Source organism: Geobacillus sp. FSL W8-0026, assembly GCF_037966255.1.
GTDB lineage: Bacteria > Bacillota > Bacilli > Bacillales > Anoxybacillaceae > Geobacillus > Geobacillus icigianus.
The window spans coordinates 2053528-2069195 of record NZ_CP150194.1 but is presented as its reverse complement, the minus strand read 5'-3'; the positions used below and the strand labels follow the sequence as shown (position 1 = coordinate 2069195).

Annotated in this window: 14 protein-coding genes and 1 pseudogene; 11 read left to right on the top strand and 4 right to left on the bottom strand. The window is 53.5% G+C overall.

The genetic code is table 11. The features are described 5' to 3' along the window. Positions 1-3: 3 nt before the first annotated feature. The 4 genes from NST29_RS10410 to NST29_RS10395 all read left to right on the top strand — a co-directional run bounded on the left by NST29_RS10410 (position 4) and on the right by NST29_RS10395 (position 4301). Positions 4-816: an ABC transporter ATP-binding protein gene (locus NST29_RS10410; RefSeq protein WP_033844000.1), complete on the top strand. Its 813-nt coding sequence runs from the start codon at positions 4-6 to the stop codon at positions 814-816. Further along, complete coding sequence (locus NST29_RS10405) at positions 816-1553, top strand: IucA/IucC family C-terminal-domain containing protein (RefSeq protein WP_033844935.1); 738 nt, start codon at positions 816-818, stop codon at positions 1551-1553. Before NST29_RS10410 ends, NST29_RS10405 begins: the two co-directional genes overlap by 1 nt. A gap of 135 nt (positions 1554-1688) precedes the next feature. After that, positions 1689-3653 carry an EAL domain-containing protein gene (locus tag NST29_RS10400; RefSeq protein WP_339232135.1) on the top strand — a complete coding sequence of 655 codons (1965 nt, stop codon included), beginning with the start codon at positions 1689-1691 and terminating at the stop codon, positions 3651-3653. A 21-nt stretch (positions 3654-3674) separates the two neighbouring features. Further along, a complete protein-coding gene (locus tag NST29_RS10395) occupies positions 3675-4301 on the top strand; it encodes a histidine phosphatase family protein (RefSeq protein ID WP_061912048.1) in 627 nt (208 codons plus the stop codon). A gap of 640 nt (positions 4302-4941) precedes the next feature. On the opposite strand, the gene NST29_RS10390 is transcribed toward NST29_RS10395, so the two are convergent. Genes NST29_RS10390 through NST29_RS10380 form a run of 3 tightly spaced genes read right to left on the bottom strand, consistent with a single transcriptional unit; the run spans position 4942 to position 7286 of the window. Further along, positions 4942-6342 carry a ferrous iron transporter B gene (locus tag NST29_RS10390; protein ID WP_172418529.1) on the bottom strand — a complete coding sequence of 467 codons (1401 nt, stop codon included), beginning with the start codon at positions 6340-6342 and terminating at the stop codon, positions 4942-4944. Continuing rightward, on the bottom strand, positions 6305-7039 hold the full coding sequence (locus NST29_RS10385; RefSeq protein WP_172418530.1) for a FeoB small GTPase domain-containing protein: 735 nt from the start codon (positions 7037-7039) through the stop codon (positions 6305-6307). The genes NST29_RS10390 and NST29_RS10385 overlap by 38 nt, the downstream gene beginning before the upstream one ends. Continuing rightward, the gene (locus tag NST29_RS10380; RefSeq protein ID WP_339232133.1) at positions 7032-7286 is read right to left on the bottom strand and encodes a FeoA family protein; all 255 of its coding nucleotides are present in this window, start codon (positions 7284-7286) and stop codon (positions 7032-7034) included. The genes NST29_RS10385 and NST29_RS10380 overlap by 8 nt, the downstream gene beginning before the upstream one ends. A gap of 233 nt (positions 7287-7519) precedes the next feature. Between NST29_RS10380 and NST29_RS10375 the strand changes: the two genes are divergently transcribed. Continuing rightward, positions 7520-9520: an acetoacetate--CoA ligase gene (locus NST29_RS10375; protein WP_172418802.1), complete on the top strand. Its 2001-nt coding sequence runs from the start codon at positions 7520-7522 to the stop codon at positions 9518-9520. 132 nt (positions 9521-9652) lie between these two features. Here the strand turns inward: NST29_RS10375 and NST29_RS10370 are convergent, their stop codons facing one another. Next, positions 9653-10081 (bottom strand): DUF5798 family protein, encoded by a 429-nt coding sequence (locus tag NST29_RS10370; protein WP_172418531.1) that lies wholly within the window; start codon positions 10079-10081, stop codon positions 9653-9655. Positions 10082-10244: 163 nt separating this feature from the next. Between NST29_RS10370 and NST29_RS10365 the strand changes: the two genes are divergently transcribed. The 6 genes and pseudogenes from NST29_RS10365 (at position 10245) to NST29_RS10340 (ending at position 15584) form a co-directional block, all read left to right on the top strand. Next, a complete protein-coding gene (locus NST29_RS10365) occupies positions 10245-11216 on the top strand; it encodes an ABC transporter ATP-binding protein (RefSeq protein WP_172418804.1) in 972 nt (323 codons plus the stop codon). Continuing rightward, on the top strand, positions 11213-11986 hold the full coding sequence (locus NST29_RS10360) for an ABC-2 family transporter protein (protein WP_172418532.1): 774 nt from the start codon (positions 11213-11215) through the stop codon (positions 11984-11986). Before NST29_RS10365 ends, NST29_RS10360 begins: the two co-directional genes overlap by 4 nt. Before the next feature lie 2 nt (positions 11987-11988). Then, on the top strand, positions 11989-12777 hold the full coding sequence (locus tag NST29_RS10355; protein WP_172418803.1) for an ABC-2 family transporter protein: 789 nt from the start codon (positions 11989-11991) through the stop codon (positions 12775-12777). Between the two features lie 145 nt (positions 12778-12922). After that, positions 12923-13312, top strand: coding sequence for a MerR family DNA-binding transcriptional regulator (locus NST29_RS10350; RefSeq protein ID WP_033022843.1), 390 nt, complete (start codon positions 12923-12925; stop codon positions 13310-13312). After that, positions 13309-13874: pseudogene (locus NST29_RS10345) on the top strand (AMP-binding protein). The gene NST29_RS10350 and the pseudogene NST29_RS10345 overlap by 4 nt, the downstream one beginning before the upstream one ends. A 27-nt stretch (positions 13875-13901) precedes the next feature. After that, positions 13902-15584 carry an acyl-CoA dehydrogenase family protein gene (locus NST29_RS10340; protein ID WP_172418533.1) on the top strand — a complete coding sequence of 561 codons (1683 nt, stop codon included), beginning with the start codon at positions 13902-13904 and terminating at the stop codon, positions 15582-15584. The last annotated feature ends 84 nt before the right edge of the window (positions 15585-15668 follow it).

Here is a 15668-nt window from a genome sequence, read left to right as displayed (position 1 = left end):
AGCATGCACGTGCTGCAGGCGAAGGAGTTAACGTTATCTTACGGGGACGCGCTCGTGATCGACCGCTTACATTTGACGATTCCGAAGGGGAAAATGACCGTGTTTATTGGGGCGAACGGCTGCGGCAAGTCGACGTTGCTGCGCGCCTTGGCCCGGCTGTTAAAGCCGGCAGGCGGCGCCGTTTTGCTCGATGGAAAGGAGATCGCCAAACAGCCAACTAAGGAAATCGCCCGTCGCTTGGCCATTTTGCCGCAGTCGCCTGTCGCTCCAGAAGGGTTGACCGTGCTGCAGCTCGTCAAGCAAGGGCGGTACCCATACCAAACGTGGTTCAAACAATGGAGTGAGGAAGATGAGCGTGCTGTTGCGCGCGCTTTGGCGGCGACCGGGCTGACAGAGCTCGCTGAGCGGCCGGTTGATTCGCTTTCCGGCGGACAGCGCCAGCGCGCATGGATTGCCATGACACTGGCGCAAGAGACGGACATCATCTTGCTTGATGAACCGACGACCTATCTTGATTTGGCCCATCAAATTGACATTTTAGATTTATTGTTTGAGCTGAATGAAAAGGAACGGCGGACGATCGTGATGGTGCTTCATGATGTAAATTTGGCCTGCCGTTATGCACATCATCTCGTCGCCATTCGCGACAAGGCAGTGTACGCCGAAGGGAAGCCAGAAGACGTCATTTCCCGCCAGCTCATAAACGATGTGTTTCAGTTGGATTGCCAAATTACGTACGATCCGCTCTTTGGCACGCCGCTTTGCATTCCGTACGGAAAAGGGCGATGCATTTTACAGAAAGAAGGCGTATCATGATGAGACTGTGCGAAGACGAAATGAGAGCGTTAGAAACGTATCGTTTTTCAAGCAAGCAGCCCGATGCTTCGGCGTCGATGCGGTTTTCCCGGCTGCTGGAAGACGCCGAACAGCTTGCGAGCTATGTCGCCCACGTGCGTGATGAGATGGGGGCGGCGAATGACGCTGTGGCGGCGTCGATGCTGGTCAAGCGCCTCAGCTTTTTAGCGCCGATGGCGTTATACGCCATGTCGGCATGGAACAAGCGGCTTTTGCTTGAGCCTGAGCGCATTTGGCTTGATACGGACGGTGAAGGAGAGACGTGGATGCCGCGTTTTCGCCTTGAGCCGGTGGAAGCGGAGATGTGCGGCATTGAGCGCAGCCGCTGGCGCGAGCAAGCTGTTCGCGACGTGTTCGCCGAGCTGTTCGCGCCGCTCATTGCTCAGTTGCGCCGTCTGACGCGCATCTCCCCGCTCGTCTTGTGGGAAAATGTCGCCATTTACGTGTATTGGGTATATGAACGTTGGCTGGAGGATGAATCGCTTGCGCTCGTCGCCGATCGGCTGCGGAACGATTTTCGTTTTCTCGTTCATGAAGCTGATGGCCGTTTGTTTGGCCAAAAAGACAACCCGCTCCGCCGCTTTTTTAAAGGGGCGAGCGGCATGCAGCGAACGACATGCTGCTTATACGTGCATACAACGGGGGGAACGTGTTGTCAAACGTGCCCGCTTCGCGCCCGCCAGCGGCAAATTGGGTGATCGGTCAGCCGTCGGTGGGCGGTTTCTTATTTTGGCGCTGGTTTTTTGCGAAATTTGTTGATTTTTGTCGATGTTTTCGTGAAAATGGAAGTGAGGATACCGGTATATTTCGATCAATGGCGAGGTAACCATTGCATGGACAAGTATACAGCCTTTTTCCATCACTTCAATGAAGCAGTTGCCATCTTGAATGGGCAAGGTATCGTGATTTATCGAAACCCTGCCTTTGCTGGGTTAGCGCTGAGCGAAGAAGCGGAAAAGGCGCTGATGGCTGCGGGGCGGGGGTTAGCCAAGCGGATGAAAGAACAGCTAGCCGCTTTTCAAGTGGAACTGTCCGGCGGCGTCTTCGTTGCCGGGTTGTCGCCGATCATTGATGAGCGCGGCCAAGCGGCCGCTATATTGTGTGTGTTGCGTCGTCAAGCCCAAGCGGAGGAGCTGCGGGCGCGGCTCGCTGAGGCGGAGCGGCGTTTGCAGCTGATCGTCGAACATTCAAACGATTATGTCTTCATTTTTTCACGTGACCGTCAGCTGTCGTACATTCCGCCATCATGGAAGGGAAAAATGAACTGGCAGCCAGCGTCGTATGATGATATGTTGGCGTTTGTCCACCCTGACGACGCGCCGGTGATCACGCAAAAATTGGCGAATTTGTATGATACATATGAGACGCAAACAGCGGAATTTCGCAAGCGGGACGAACATGGCGAATGGATTTGGATGGAAGCTAGCGGGAAGGCGATCATTGATGAGGCCGGAAAGCTCGATTGCGTCATCGTCACGGTAAAAAACATCAGTGAGCGGAAGCAGTATGAAGAAAAGCTGCGCCAACTTGCTTACTTTGATTCGCTCACCGGCATCGCCAACCGCATCTATTTCGAACGGCAGATCGGTGAGCTGATAGCGAGCGGCACGCCATTTGCCCTCTGTTATTTAGATTTTGATAAATTTAAATGGATCAACGATCATTTTTCTCACCAAGCTGGCGACTATTTTTTGCGCGAAGCGGTGAAACGCGTCAGCCGGGAGCTGCGCCATGATGACTTTTTCGCCCGCATCGGTGGAGATGAGTTCGTGTTGCTGCTGCCGAATGTAACGAAAGCGGAAATGACCGCTTTGGCGGAACGGTTGGTCAGCTCGTTCCATGAGCCGTTTTATTATGAAAAACAGCTCATTCAATCGACGTTATCGATCGGCATCGCCTTTTTTCCAAAAGACAGCGACCGGATCGAGCAGGTGATGAAATACGCCGATCAGGCGTTGTATGAGGTGAAGGAGCGGGGACGGAACGGTTATGCGTTTTATCGCCCGGTCGAGCATCGGCGCATCGTGATCGAGCAGGATTTGCCGTTTGCCATTATGCGTGGGCAGTTTTATTTGTGCTATCAGCCGAAAGTGCGGTTGACCCAGGGGCGAGCGATGGGAATTGAGGCGCTGTTGCGCTGGCGCCATCCGACGCTCGGTGAGATTCCGCCGCTCGATTTTATTCCGTTGGCTGAAGAGAGCGGATTTATTTTTGAAATTACGCTTTGGGTGTTAGAACGGGCGTGCCGCCAAGTGAAAGAATGGGAAAGGAAATTTCCCGGGCTGAAGTTAGCGGTGAATTTGTCGCCGTTTTTGCTCAACCGTCCCGAACTTGTCGAACATGTGAAGCGCATTTTGCGGGAGACGGAACTGGTGCCCGACCGCTTGATTTTAGAAGTGACCGAAAGCGGGCTGATGGAAAACATTGAGACAGGAAGGCACATTTTAACCGAATTGCAGCAGCTTGGCGTGCAGGCGGCGATCGACGATTTTGGCACCGGCTTTTCCTCGCTCGCGTATATTCGCAATTTGCCGGTGTCGCTGCTCAAAATTGACCGCAGCTTCATTCAAGGAATTGCCGAAAATTCGAAGGACGCTACGATCGTTGATACCATCATCCACTTGGCGAAAAGCTTGGATATTGAAGTGTTGGCCGAAGGGGTGGAGACCGAATCGCAGGTGGTCCTTCTTTCACAAATGGATTGCGATTACGCCCAAGGGTTTTATTTCAGCCGTTCGCTTGAAGCGGAAAAGCTGCAGCAATGGCTTGAGAAATACAACCGTTCCGCCGCTTTTTAGCCATCGAAAGGGAGAGGAAACATGAGGACAACCTTGTATTTGACAAGACATGGGGAAACGAAGTGGAATGTCGAAAAGCGGATGCAAGGAAGGCAAGACTCGCCGCTCACGGAAAAGGGGCGGCAAGACGCCATGCGGCTTGGAAAACGGCTCGAAGCGGTCGAGTTGGCCGCCATTTATACAAGCACGAGCGGTCGGGCGCTTGAGACGGCCGAGCTGGTTCGCGGCGCGCGGCTTATTCCGATTTATCAAGACGAGCAGCTGTGCGAGATTCATCTTGGCGATTGGGAAGGAAAGACGCATGATGAAATCCAGCAAATGGATCCGGTTGCGTTCGACCATTTTTGGAACGCACCGCATCTGTACGCGCCACAGCGCGGGGAGCGGTTTTTCGATGTGCAACAGCGGGCGCTGGAAGCGGTGCGGCGCATCGTCGGGCGGCACGAGGGGGAGACCGTCTTGATCGTCACCCACGGCGTCGTACTGAAAACCCTCATAGCGGCATTTAAAGGCGCGCCGCTTGACCAGCTTTGGGCGCCGCCGTATATGTACGGGACAAGCGTGACGATCGTCGAAGCGAGTGAAGACGGGTTTCGCGTAATCGTAGAGGGAGATGCCTCTCATGTGGAGAATGTAAAAGAAGTATAGACGGAAGTTGATTTCGGCTAATAAACGGAGGCTGACGTACAAGGTCTGTTCTCAAGATAGGGACAACGGGTCGCGTGACATAAGAAGCCGGTGCGTATGCGAAAGAGAGGGGCCCAAGAAGCTGGTGATTAACATCAACCGCTTCTTGGAGGTTCATCACCACAACGTGTACTTGACAGATGGTGCACTTCTCTGAACAGGTGTAAGCAAAACATGATTGGTTTCCTGTTCTTTCGTGGATGCATAAGTAAGATGTGTGCTGGAAAAATCAAGTACAACTGTTGGTGAAGAGCCTTCTCGGAATCGGTTCTCAAGTAGAAAAAAACTTGCTGCATCAGCCTCGATGTTCACGCGTTCCATCATCGATCAGGCAAACAGCCGTTTTTTCACCAACCTTCTAAGAGTCCGGTGATTGATTCATGGATCCGGCATTGCCATCTCAAAACCTTGTTACATCGGTCCTCCTTTTCACGCGCTCCCCCCATTGATGAAGGGAATTCACGGTTTTTCACCGATCTTCTAAAAGGTCGTCGGTCTGCAATACAGACACAACATATAGGAACAAGAAGTTGCTGTGTACATATAAAAAGAGGCTGTCTTGACAGGTTGTTAAACCGACCTGTCGAGACAGCCTCGAGTGTTAAACGAGCCCGAGCCATCTTGCCAACTGCGCGGTCGTAAAGGTGACCATAATGGCAATCGCTGTCGGCAAGGCAAAGGCGACGAACGTCCATTTCACGCTTTTCGTTTCTTTGTAAATGTTGACGAGCGTCGTGCCGCACGGGTAGTGAAGCAGGGAAAACAGCATCATATTGAGGGCGGTGAGCCACGTCCAGCCGTGGTCGAGCAAAATTTGTTTCAATGACGATAGCCCGTCGACTTCGGTGAGCGCTCCCGCGGATAAATACCCCATCAATAAAATAGGAAAGACGATTTCATTGGCTGGCAAGCCTAAAATGAACGCCAGCAAAATGTAGCCATCCAATCCCAACGCTTTGGCAAATGGGTCAAGCCCGTCGGCCAAATACGCCAGCACGGTCGTATCTCCCACGTGAACGTTGCCGAGCACCCACGTAAGAATGGCGGCTGGCGCTGCCACCGTCACTGCTCGCTTTAGCACGTAAAGCGATTTGTCAAGGGTGGCCCGGATGATCGTTTCCATGATTTTCGGGCGTCGGTATGGCGGCAGCTCCAACGTGTAATGGGTCGGAATCCCGCGCAAAGCTGTCTTAGACAAAATCCATGAAACCGCCAGCGTGACGATGATGCCAAACAGCACCATGGCGACAACCACTGCGGCAGTGACGAGCGTGTTCCAACCCCCTGTATAACCAGCTGCCATAAATAGCGAAGAAAGCAAAATCAGCGTCGGCCAACGCCCGTTGCACGGGACGAAGTTGTTGGTCAAGATGGCCAACATCCGCTCGCGCGGCGATTCGATAATACGCGTCGACATAATGGCGGCGGCGTTGCAGCCGAACCCCATGGCCATCGTCAGCGATTGTTTGCCGTGCGCGCCTGTTTTTTTAAACAATCGATCCATGTTAAAGGCGACGCGTGGCAAATAGCCATAGTTTTCAAGAAGTGCAAACAGCGGAAAGAAAATGGCCATCGGTGGCAGCATCACGCTGACGACCGCGGCGGTGCCGCGGTATAGGCCAAGTACAATAAGCCCGTGCAGCCAGTCGGGGGCATGAATCGCTTGAAAAGCCATGGTCAGATACGTTTCGACCGTCCCGAACAAACGGGCGAGCGAATCGGAAAATACGTTGGCGCCGGCAATGGTCATGTACAGGACAGCGGCGAGCAACGCCAGCATAATCGGAAATCCCCACCGTTTCGATGTGACGATCCGGTCAATTTGTTCCGTTCGATCCCGTTTCACGCTATGTCTATGAGTGACACATTCTCGGCAAAGCGCAGCCGATGTTTGGAAGATGGCGGTGACGATCTGTTCACGCGTGTCAGCTGGCGCCAGCGTTTGGGCTTCTTCTAGCAAACGATCAAATCGATTCGACCGATCCGCAGCAAGCATAAGCACCCTCCTCCTTTGTGTCCCGTTGCGGCGGCTGTTTTAACGCAGCCAAGAGCGATGTATCCCTGTCAAGCAGCCGAAGCGCAATCCAGCGCGCCGGATACGCATCGCCGACCGTTTCGCGAATATTTGGCATAAGCTTGGAAATGGCTTGTTCAATTTCGGGGCTGTACTGGATGGAAAGCGGGTTCGTCTTGATGCGGCCGCGTACCATTGCATCAACAGCGTTCATCAACTTGTCAATTCCTTCTTTATTGCGGGCGGATATCGGTACAACCGGTACGCCGAGTTTGTTTTCCAATTTTTTGCTGTTAATGAGAATGCCTTTCTTTTTCGCTTCGTCCATCAAATTGACAGCGACGATGACGCGGCCGGTGATTTCCAATACTTGCAATGCCAAATTCAAATTGCGCTCCAATGCCGTTGCATCAACGACGACGATGGTAAGATCCGGCTGTTCAAACAATAGAAAGTCGCGCGCCACTTCTTCATCAGCGGAGTTGGAATAAAGCGAGTATGTCCCTGGCAGGTCAACAATTCGGTATGTGGCACTGCGGTATTCAAATTCTCCTTCTGCACGAATGACGGTTTTTCCCGGCCAGTTTCCAGTATGTTGGCGCAGGCCTGTCAAAACATTGAACAACGTGCTTTTTCCCGTATTCGGATTTCCCATTAAGGCAATTGTATAGTTCGTTCTAGTCATTGTTGATTCTCTCCCCGTAAATATAATTGCTTTCTTCTTTTCTTAATGCAATCGTTGTTCCTCGTACGCGGTAAGCAGTCGGATCGCCGAGCGGACTTTTTTGGCCGACTTCTATTTCCCCACCGGGCACAAAGCCTAAGTCAAGCAATCTTCTTCTCAGCACAGGGTCAGGAATGGCGATGTTCGCAATGCGAAACCGATCTCCCTGCTTCATGCGGGAAAGGGGACAATCGTTTCGTTCGGACATAAAAGTTTCCCTCCTATTAATATTTTAGGTAAAGGACATTTTTTTTACCTAGACCAACTTTTGTGTTTATCATATTCCAGTTTGGCTTTTTTGTCAATCCGTTTGTTCCGCTCTTTTCCGACAAAATGGGCGGAGAAACGTCTATTCAAAATAGTTTGAAAGAATGGTATCATATAAATAGTCTGAATCCACTATCAGAAAGGCGGTGACGGCGTCCATTGACGCGCCATTCAATGAAAGCGATTACGGAAGGAACGATCCTTTGGAAACCGACAGAAGAACAAATCCAACGGTCAAATATTCGGCGGTATATGGACTGGCTGAAAGAGAAAAAGGGAGTGTCATGTAACTCGTATCGCGAGCTATGGACATGGTCAGTTGAGCGTCTTGAAGAATTTTGGGAAACGGTTTGGGAGTATGGCGGTGTGCAAGCGGCGACGCCGTATGAATGCGTGCTGCGCGAGCGGAAGATGCCGGGGGCGGAGTGGTTTCCGGGCGCGACGCTCAACTATGCGAAGCATATGTTCCGGCATGCGCGCGCCGACCGTCCGGCCATCATTTTCCGCTCGGAGCGCGTGCCGTATCGGGAAGTGTCATGGCAGGAGCTGAGCGAAACAACGGCGGCGATCGCCAAAGCATTGCGAGCGATGGGGGTAAAGCGCGGCGATCGCGTGGTGGCGTATATGCCGAATATCCCCGAGACGGTGATGGCGTTTTTGGCGTGCGCGTCGCTCGGCGCCATTTGGTCAAGCTGCTCGCCGGACTTTGGCGCCGGCAGCGTCATCGACCGGTTTGCGCAAATCGAGCCGACGGTCTTGTTTGCCGTCGACGGCTGCCAATACAACGGCAAAGAGTTTGACAAAATGCCAGTCGTGTCCGAACTGCGCGCCAAGCTGCCGTCATTGAAAAAGACGGTGCTGCTTCCGTATTGGCGCGGGCAGATGGAGGCCCTGGATGAGGGTGTCGTGCTGTGGGATGATATCGTGGCGGATAAGGGAGAGCTCGCCTTTGAAGACGTTCCATTTGACCATCCGCTTTGGATTTTGTACTCTTCGGGAACGACGGGTTTGCCGAAGCCGATCGTTCAAGGGCATGGCGGCATTTTGCTTGAACATTTGAAAGCGTTGACCATTTCCGAGAACTTGACGAAAGACAGTACGTTTTTCTGGTTTACGACGACCGGATGGATGATGTGGAACTTTCTCGTCGGCGGCCTGCTGGCCGGATCGACCATTGTGCTCTATGACGGCAGCCCGACGTATCCGGACGGCAACGTTTTATGGGAGCTCGCCGAGAAGGCAGGCATCACCCATTTCGGCACAAGCGCGGCGTTTATTAACGTCTGCATGAAGCTCGGCCTCAAACCGAAAGAGCACTATGACTTATCGAAGCTTGAGGCTGTGCTTTCGACCGGCTCGCCGCTGACGGTCGAAGGGTTCGCCTGGGTGTATGAAAACGTCAAGGATGACATTTGCCTAGCATCATGCAGCGGCGGAACAGATGTGTGCACCGCGTTTGTCGTCGGTTCGCCGATTTTGCCGGTGCGTGCCGGCGTCCTCTCGTGCCGCGCGTTGGGCGCCGATGTGCAGGCGTTTGACGAAAACGGCCAGCCGCTTGTAAATGAAGTCGGTGAACTTGTGATTACAAAACCAATGCCGTCGATGCCGCTCTTTTTCTGGAACGACCCGGACGGCGAGCGGTACCGGAACAGCTATTTTGACACGTATCCAGGCGTCTGGAAGCACGGCGATTGGATTAAGATTGATGAACAAGGCGGCTGCGTCATTTACGGCCGCTCCGACTCAACGATCAACCGCGCCGGCGTCCGCATGGGCACGAGCGAAATTTATCGCGCCGTCGAAGCGGTCGACGGGGTGCTCGAAAGCTTGGTAGTCGATTTAGAAATGATGGGCAAGCAGTCGTTTATGCCGCTGTTTGTCGTCCTGAAGCCAGGCGTGGCGCTCGATGATGAGCTGAAAGACCGCATCCGCCAGTCGATTCGGCAACACGTCTCGCCGCGCTTTGTTCCAGACGAAATTTACGAAGTGAAGCAAATTCCAAAAACGCTAAATGGAAAGAAGATGGAAATTCCGGTCCGCAAGCTGCTCTTAGGCTTCCCGCTTGAAAAAGCGGTCAACCCGGGCTCGATGGCCAATCCAGAGGCGCTCGACGTTTTCCTCGAGCTGGCGAAACAATTGGCGGAGAAATGGAACATGAGTGGGCATTTTTCGTAAAGCGCGAGAAAGGTTGTTATTGAGCAAGGATGCTTAATAACAACCTTTATGCTTATGAAGAAAAGGGGAGTTGGTAGAGAAACAAATCGAGAGGAAAGCAGCGAAATGGTAAAACGGGCGAAAGGATCAGCCTTAATACAGGTTGAGCGCCGTTTTGATGCGCTTGATCTCCTTTTTGTTTTCGAACAGCTCTTCCACTAAAATTTTTTGGCCGTTGGCGACGTCGGTGAGCCGCTGGTCCATGTCGGACACTTGTTCGCTTAACCGGTGCACTTGTTCGTTTGTTTGCTGCACTTGTTTGGTGAGCTGCTCGACTTGTTCGTTCGTTTGTTGCACTTGTTTGGTGAGCTGTTCGACTTGCTCGTTCGTTTGTTGCACTTGTTTGGTGAGCTGTTCGACTTGCTCGTTCGTTTGTTGCACTTGTTTGGTGAGCTGCTCGACTTGCTCGTTCGTTTGTTGCACTTGTTTGGCGAGTCGCTCGACTTGTCCGTTTGTTTGTTGAAGCTGATCGGCGAGCTCTTTGATGGCTTGCCAAATCATTTCATTAGTGATCTCTCCCATTCGACAATCCCCTTTCTCGTTCGATTCTTTTCTCTATTATACATGACGAAAGAAGGGAACGATAGGGAAAAGATGACGAAATGTTTTTCTTTGCCGCGCTCCCTCCGAATGTGATATAACAAAAGAATGTCAACAGTATTGCGCCTATTGGGGGATGAATGTCGTGATCCGTGTCAGCCATTTGCATAAATCCTTCCGCGTCCATCGCCGCGAAGCCGGATGGTTTGAGGCGGTGCGCCATTTATGGCGCCGTGACTACCGGATCGTCGAGGCGGTGAAAGACGTTTCGTTCACGATTGAAAAAGGGGAGATTGTCGGTTTTTTAGGCCCGAACGGGGCGGGGAAGACGACGACGATGAAAATGCTGGCCGGCCTGTTGCACCCGACGTCGGGGGAAATCACGGTCGGCGGTTTTGTGCCGTTTGAACAAAAGCCGGAGTTTAAAAAGATGATGAGCTTAGTGATGGGGCAAAAAAGCCAGCTTATTTGGGACATTCCTCCGATGGAGACGTTTTTGGTCAATAAAGCCATTTATGACATTGACGATCGGGCGTTCCGCCAGACGCTCGAGGAGCTGACCGAGCTGCTTGATTTGGCGCCCCTGTTGGACAAACCGACGCGCAGCTTGTCGCTCGGCCAGCGGATGCGCTGCGAGCTGGCGGCGGCGCTGTTGCATCGGCCGCACGTGTTGTTTTTGGATGAGCCGACGATCGGGCTTGACGTTCATACGCAAGAAAACGTGCGCCGTTTTATCGTTGACTACAATCGAGAGCACGAGACGACCGTTTTGTTGACGTCGCATTACATGGGTGATGTCGCCGCGCTTTGCGACCGGGTGATGATCATTAACTACGGACGGCTCGTTTACGACGGCGAGCTTTCGGTGCTGACGGAGAAACTGGCGCCGTATAAGCGTCTGGAGGTTCGGTTTTCGCGGCTGCCGAATGTGAATTGGAGCGAGTATGGCGAAGTGACGGAAGTCGAAGAGGGGGCGGTCGTGCTTAGAGTGGCGCGCGAGACGGCGGCGGAAACGGCGGCGCGGCTGCTTCAGCAGTTTGAAGTCCGTGACATCAATATCGAAGATCCGCCGCTGGAGGAAGTGATCGCGCGCGCGTTTCAGGAGGAGCACGTATGATTCGCAAATATATCGCCCTGCTGCGGATGAAATACATTGAAATGCTCGCGTATCGGCTCGCGACGTTCGTCTGGATGACGGGCGCGGTTACGCAGCCGCTCATCACGATGTTCGTTTGGATGAACATTCATCCGGAAGAGAGCGAGTCGTTTGTCTTTTATTTTATGGCGGTCATTTTTGTCGAGCGGATGACGAGCGCGTGGGATGTATGGGAGCTCGACCGTGAAATCCGCGAAGGGACGTTTTCGAACTTGTTGTTGCGGCCGCTTCATCCGATCCATTGGGCGATTGCGGAAAATATCGTCTATAAATGGCTGTTTCTCGTCATTTTAGTGCCGGTTTGGGCGGTGGGGGCGGCGTGTTGGCCGGCGCTTCGCCCACAGATGACCGGAAGCCAAATCGGGTGGTTTTTGCTGGCGGTCGTGTTGGGCGCGGCGCTTCGTTTCTTGTTGAGTTACTCGTGCGGACTGCTGGCGTTTTGGGTGACCAAAGTGGCGGCCGTGTACGGCGTCATCGATGTCATTTCGCTGTTTTTGTCGGGAAGAATCGCGCCGCTTGAGCTGCTTCCGCCGCGGCTTCGGGAATGGAGCGAGTGGCTGCCGTTCCGCTATATGATCAGCTTTCCGATTGAAATCGCCACTGGAGCGGCGGATGGCGGGGAGTTGGCGCGCGGTTTTGCGATTGCCGGCGGGTGGATGGTGGTGTTGACGGCCGCTTTGCAATGGTTGTGGAGAGCGGGAATGCGAAAAAATCAGGCGGTAGGTGGATGAACGTGCGGCGGTATGGACGGGTGTTCCGCGAATTTTTCCGCGCTTGTTTGGTCGAGGAAATGGAATATCGGAGCGAGTTTTTCGGCAATGTCATCTCCAGCTTTTTCGGCATTGGCATGGCGCTGCTCACCATCCAGATCTTTTTTTACCAGACGGATCGCTTAGGCGGCTGGACGTATGGGGAAGTGCTTGTGTTGCTTGGTGTCTTCAATACGTTGCGTGGATGTATCGATTTTGCGCTCCGCCCCAACATGCCAAGACTGCTTGAACACGTCCGGCGCGGCACGCTCGATTACGTGTTGACGAAGCCGGTCGACAGCATGTTTTACGTCAGCTTCCGTCACCTTGTTTTTTGGCGGCTCATCGATGTCGTGCTCGGCTTTGGCGTCATCGGCTACGGCTTGTATGTCGAACGCTACGTGCCATCGGTGGCGGACGTATTGGTGTTTCTTGTCGTCATGACCGCTTCGTTCTTACTTATTTATTCTCTATGGATGATGCTCATGACGACGTCGTTTTGGGTGGTGCGCATCGACGACTTGTCGTTTATTTTCGACTCGTTTTTTGAAACAGCCCGCTTCCCCGGCAGCATGTACCGCGGCGCGGTTCGGATGGTGATCACCTACATATTGCCGGCCGTATTAATCACGAACACGCCCGCGCTGGCGCTGCTTGGCAAATGGAGGGCTTGGGCAGCGCTTGCCGCTTTGGTTGTGTCCCTCCTCTTTTTATGGATTGCCCGCCGCTTTTGGCGCTTTGCCTTGCGCTTTTACACAGGAGCGGGCGGGTGAGGCTTCATCTATCTTCAGGAAAAGGGTGTCTCGTTTTTGCTGAGACATCCTTTTTTCTTTGTTCCTCAAGCAAGATGTTGATTGACTTTTACGTCAACGTAAACTAAAATAAAATTCAGAATATTAATACTGAAAAGGGATGGCCATGCACTATTTCACCATTTCCGATTTGGCGCACGAGTTTGATGTGAGCACGCGGACGATCCGCTATTACGAAGAGCGCGGGCTGCTTGCCCCGATTCGCACGGAATCTGGGCAGCGGCTGTATACGAAAAAGGAGCGGGCGAAGCTCAAGCTCATTTTGCGCGGCAAACGGTTCGGCTTCTCACTTGACGAAATTCATGAGATGATTGCGCTGTTTGATGAGGATCGCACAGGAAAGAAACAACTCGAAAAAACGGTCGAATACGGGCGGCGAAAACTGAAGGAGGTGAACGAACGGATCGAGGATTTATTGCAACTGAAGGCGGAGATGGAATCCCTGCTTTCCGATTTTGAAAAGCGATTGCGAGAATGGGAGGAATCGGGCGGATGAACATTTCGGAGTTGCTTGCCCGTCAAGCGAGGAAATTTCCGGCGAAAACGGCGGTCATTGATGGGGAAACGGAGCTTTCGTATGCCGAAGTCGATCGCATGGTCAACCGCTTGGCTTCGTCATTGGCTCGACTTGGCGTCGGCCGCGGTGATAAAGTCGCGCTGTATATGCCGAATACGAAGGAGTTTGCCGTTTCGTACTTTGCTGTTTTGCGCCTTGGCGCGGTTGTCGTGCCGATCAACGCTCGTCTTACGGCGGCGTCAATATTTACCCAAAGGAAGTGGAAGATGTGCTGCGGACGCATCCAGCGATCGCCGATGTCGCCGTGATCGGCGTGCCGCATCCGGAGTGGGGGGAAACAGCGAAAGCGTTCGTTGTGCTGAGTGCGCCGCTTGAACCGCTTGCTGACGAGTATAAGCGTTTCCTGTCTGGCAAACTGGCTGACTATAAAATCCCCCGCTTGTATGAGGCAATCGCTGAATTGCCGCGCAATGCGACGGGAAAAGTGTTGAAACAAGCGCTGCGGGCGCGGGAGGCGGCAACACAGAAGACACAGGCGTGAATAAGATGGGAGGAAAGGGGAGGGACGATGAAACCACTTCGTGAAGCCGATCCGAATTTGCTGGCGAATTTGAAACGGTATTTGGATGATGAGTTGTACCAATATGCAGAGGAAAAACTCTCATCGTTTTACGAGTTTTGTTTGACGGACGTCGACCGCCGCGCCGTGCATACCGATCGTGAAGGGCAGCCGCGCCTGATCAAATATGACCGCTTTGGAAACGACATTTCCGAAGTGTGGGTGAACGAAGGGTACGAGCAGACGGCGAAACAAACGTACGAAACGGGAATCGTCGGGTATGTGCACAAACCGATTCCCGAGCTTGGGAGAAAAGGAAACTACATGTATTCGTACGCCCAAGGGTACATTTTATCCCAAGCCGAGCCGGGGTTTTATTGTCCGGTGACGCTGACGATGGCAACCGCCTATGTGCTTGAACATTTCGCCGACGACGAGTTAAAAGCACGGTACTTGCCCCATGTCATTTCCACCGGCGAGGTCGAGCTGTATGAAGGGGCGACGTTTTTAACGGAGCGGCAAGGCGGGTCGGATGTTGGCGCCAACGCCGTGCGCGCGGTGCCGTGCGGCGATCATTATCAGTTATACGGGGAAAAATATTTTGCCAGCAACGCCGGACGCTGCGGCGTAGCGCTCGTGTTGGCGCGCATTGACGGGAGCGGTCCGGGGACGAAGGGGCTGAGCTTGTTTCTCGTCCCATGGCGCAACGAGGATGGAACAGTAAACGGCATCACCATCCGCCGCTTAAAAGATAAATTAGGGGTGCGCGCCGTGCCGTCCGGTGAAGTTGTGTTTGATGGCGCCAAGGCGTATGTCGTCGGCGATCCGCGCAAAGGCTTCTATTATATGATGGAAGCGCTTAATCTCTCGCGCGTCTGCAATGCGATCGCCTCGGTCGGCATCATGAAGCGGGCGCTCGAGGAAGCGAAACAATACGCTGAGCAGCGCACGGCGTTTGGCCGCCGATTGACCGATTACCCGATGGTGCGCGCGACGCTTGCCGACTTGACGGCGCGGCAAGAGGTGGAAACGAGCGCCTGTTTTGACATGGTCGCCTTGTTTGACCGCGTCATGACCGCGCCGCATGAGGCAGATGAGGGAGAGAAAGCCTGGCTCCGCCTTCTGATTGCGCTCCTTAAGATGCGTACGGCCGAAGAGGCGATCGCGTTCAGCCATGAGGCGATTGAACTGCACGGCGGCAACGGATACATTGAAGATTTTGTCACCCCGCGCCTGCTCCGCGACGCCCAAGTGCTGACCGTTTGGGAAGGGACGGCCAACATTTTGGCGCTTGAAGTGCTGCGGCTCATGCGCAAATACCGCATTCACGAACGGTTTGCCGCCGAGATGAAGGCGCGGCTTGAGGGGGTGGCGGACGAGATGAAGCCGCTTGCCCGCCCGGTTGAAGAAGGGTTGAAGGAATGGATGGCGGCGCTCGCGCATCTTGGCGGCCAAACGGACGAGGTGCAGACGTTTCATGCGAAAACGGTGGCCAATCGGATGTGCGATGTGTATTTGAGCGTCATCGCCCTCGAACGCGGGCAAGAAAACGAGCGGAACAAGCGGATCGCCGAGCTGTTTTTGCGCCATGTGTGGGAGCGCGGGCTTGTCGACGAGCGGATGACATCGGTGCGTGAGTTTGACTTGATCGTCAGATGGAAAGGAGCGTCTGCGCCGCTTGCTCATTCGTAAGTTGGCGGCATGGATAACAGGATGTTCGTTTTTGGCGGACATCTCTTTTTTTGATTGCCAAATGAGCCATTCAACAAGTAGGAT

Bases quoted from the DNA above. Each gene is read 5' to 3' on its own strand.
- NST29_RS10380 (WP_339232133.1), bottom strand. From the start codon at position 7,286: ATGTCCGAACGAAACGATTGTCCCCTTTCCCGCATGAAGCAGGGAGAT.
- NST29_RS10360 (WP_172418532.1), top strand. From the start codon at position 11,213: ATGATTCGCAAATATATCGCCCTGCTGCGGATGAAATACATTGAAATG.
- NST29_RS10340 (WP_172418533.1), top strand. From the start codon at position 13,902: ATGAAACCACTTCGTGAAGCCGATCCGAATTTGCTGGCGAATTTGAAA.
- NST29_RS10395 (WP_061912048.1), top strand. From the start codon at position 3,675: ATGAGGACAACCTTGTATTTGACAAGACATGGGGAAACGAAGTGGAAT.
- NST29_RS10405 (WP_033844935.1), top strand. From the start codon at position 816: ATGAGACTGTGCGAAGACGAAATGAGAGCGTTAGAAACGTATCGTTTT.
- NST29_RS10350 (WP_033022843.1), top strand. From the start codon at position 12,923: ATGCACTATTTCACCATTTCCGATTTGGCGCACGAGTTTGATGTGAGC.
- NST29_RS10385 (WP_172418530.1), bottom strand. From the start codon at position 7,039: ATGACTAGAACGAACTATACAATTGCCTTAATGGGAAATCCGAATACG.
- NST29_RS10375 (WP_172418802.1), top strand. From the start codon at position 7,520: ATGAAAGCGATTACGGAAGGAACGATCCTTTGGAAACCGACAGAAGAA.
- NST29_RS10370 (WP_172418531.1), bottom strand. From the start codon at position 10,081: ATGGGAGAGATCACTAATGAAATGATTTGGCAAGCCATCAAAGAGCTC.
- NST29_RS10410 (WP_033844000.1), top strand. From the start codon at position 4: ATGCACGTGCTGCAGGCGAAGGAGTTAACGTTATCTTACGGGGACGCG.
- NST29_RS10400 (WP_339232135.1), top strand. From the start codon at position 1,689: ATGGACAAGTATACAGCCTTTTTCCATCACTTCAATGAAGCAGTTGCC.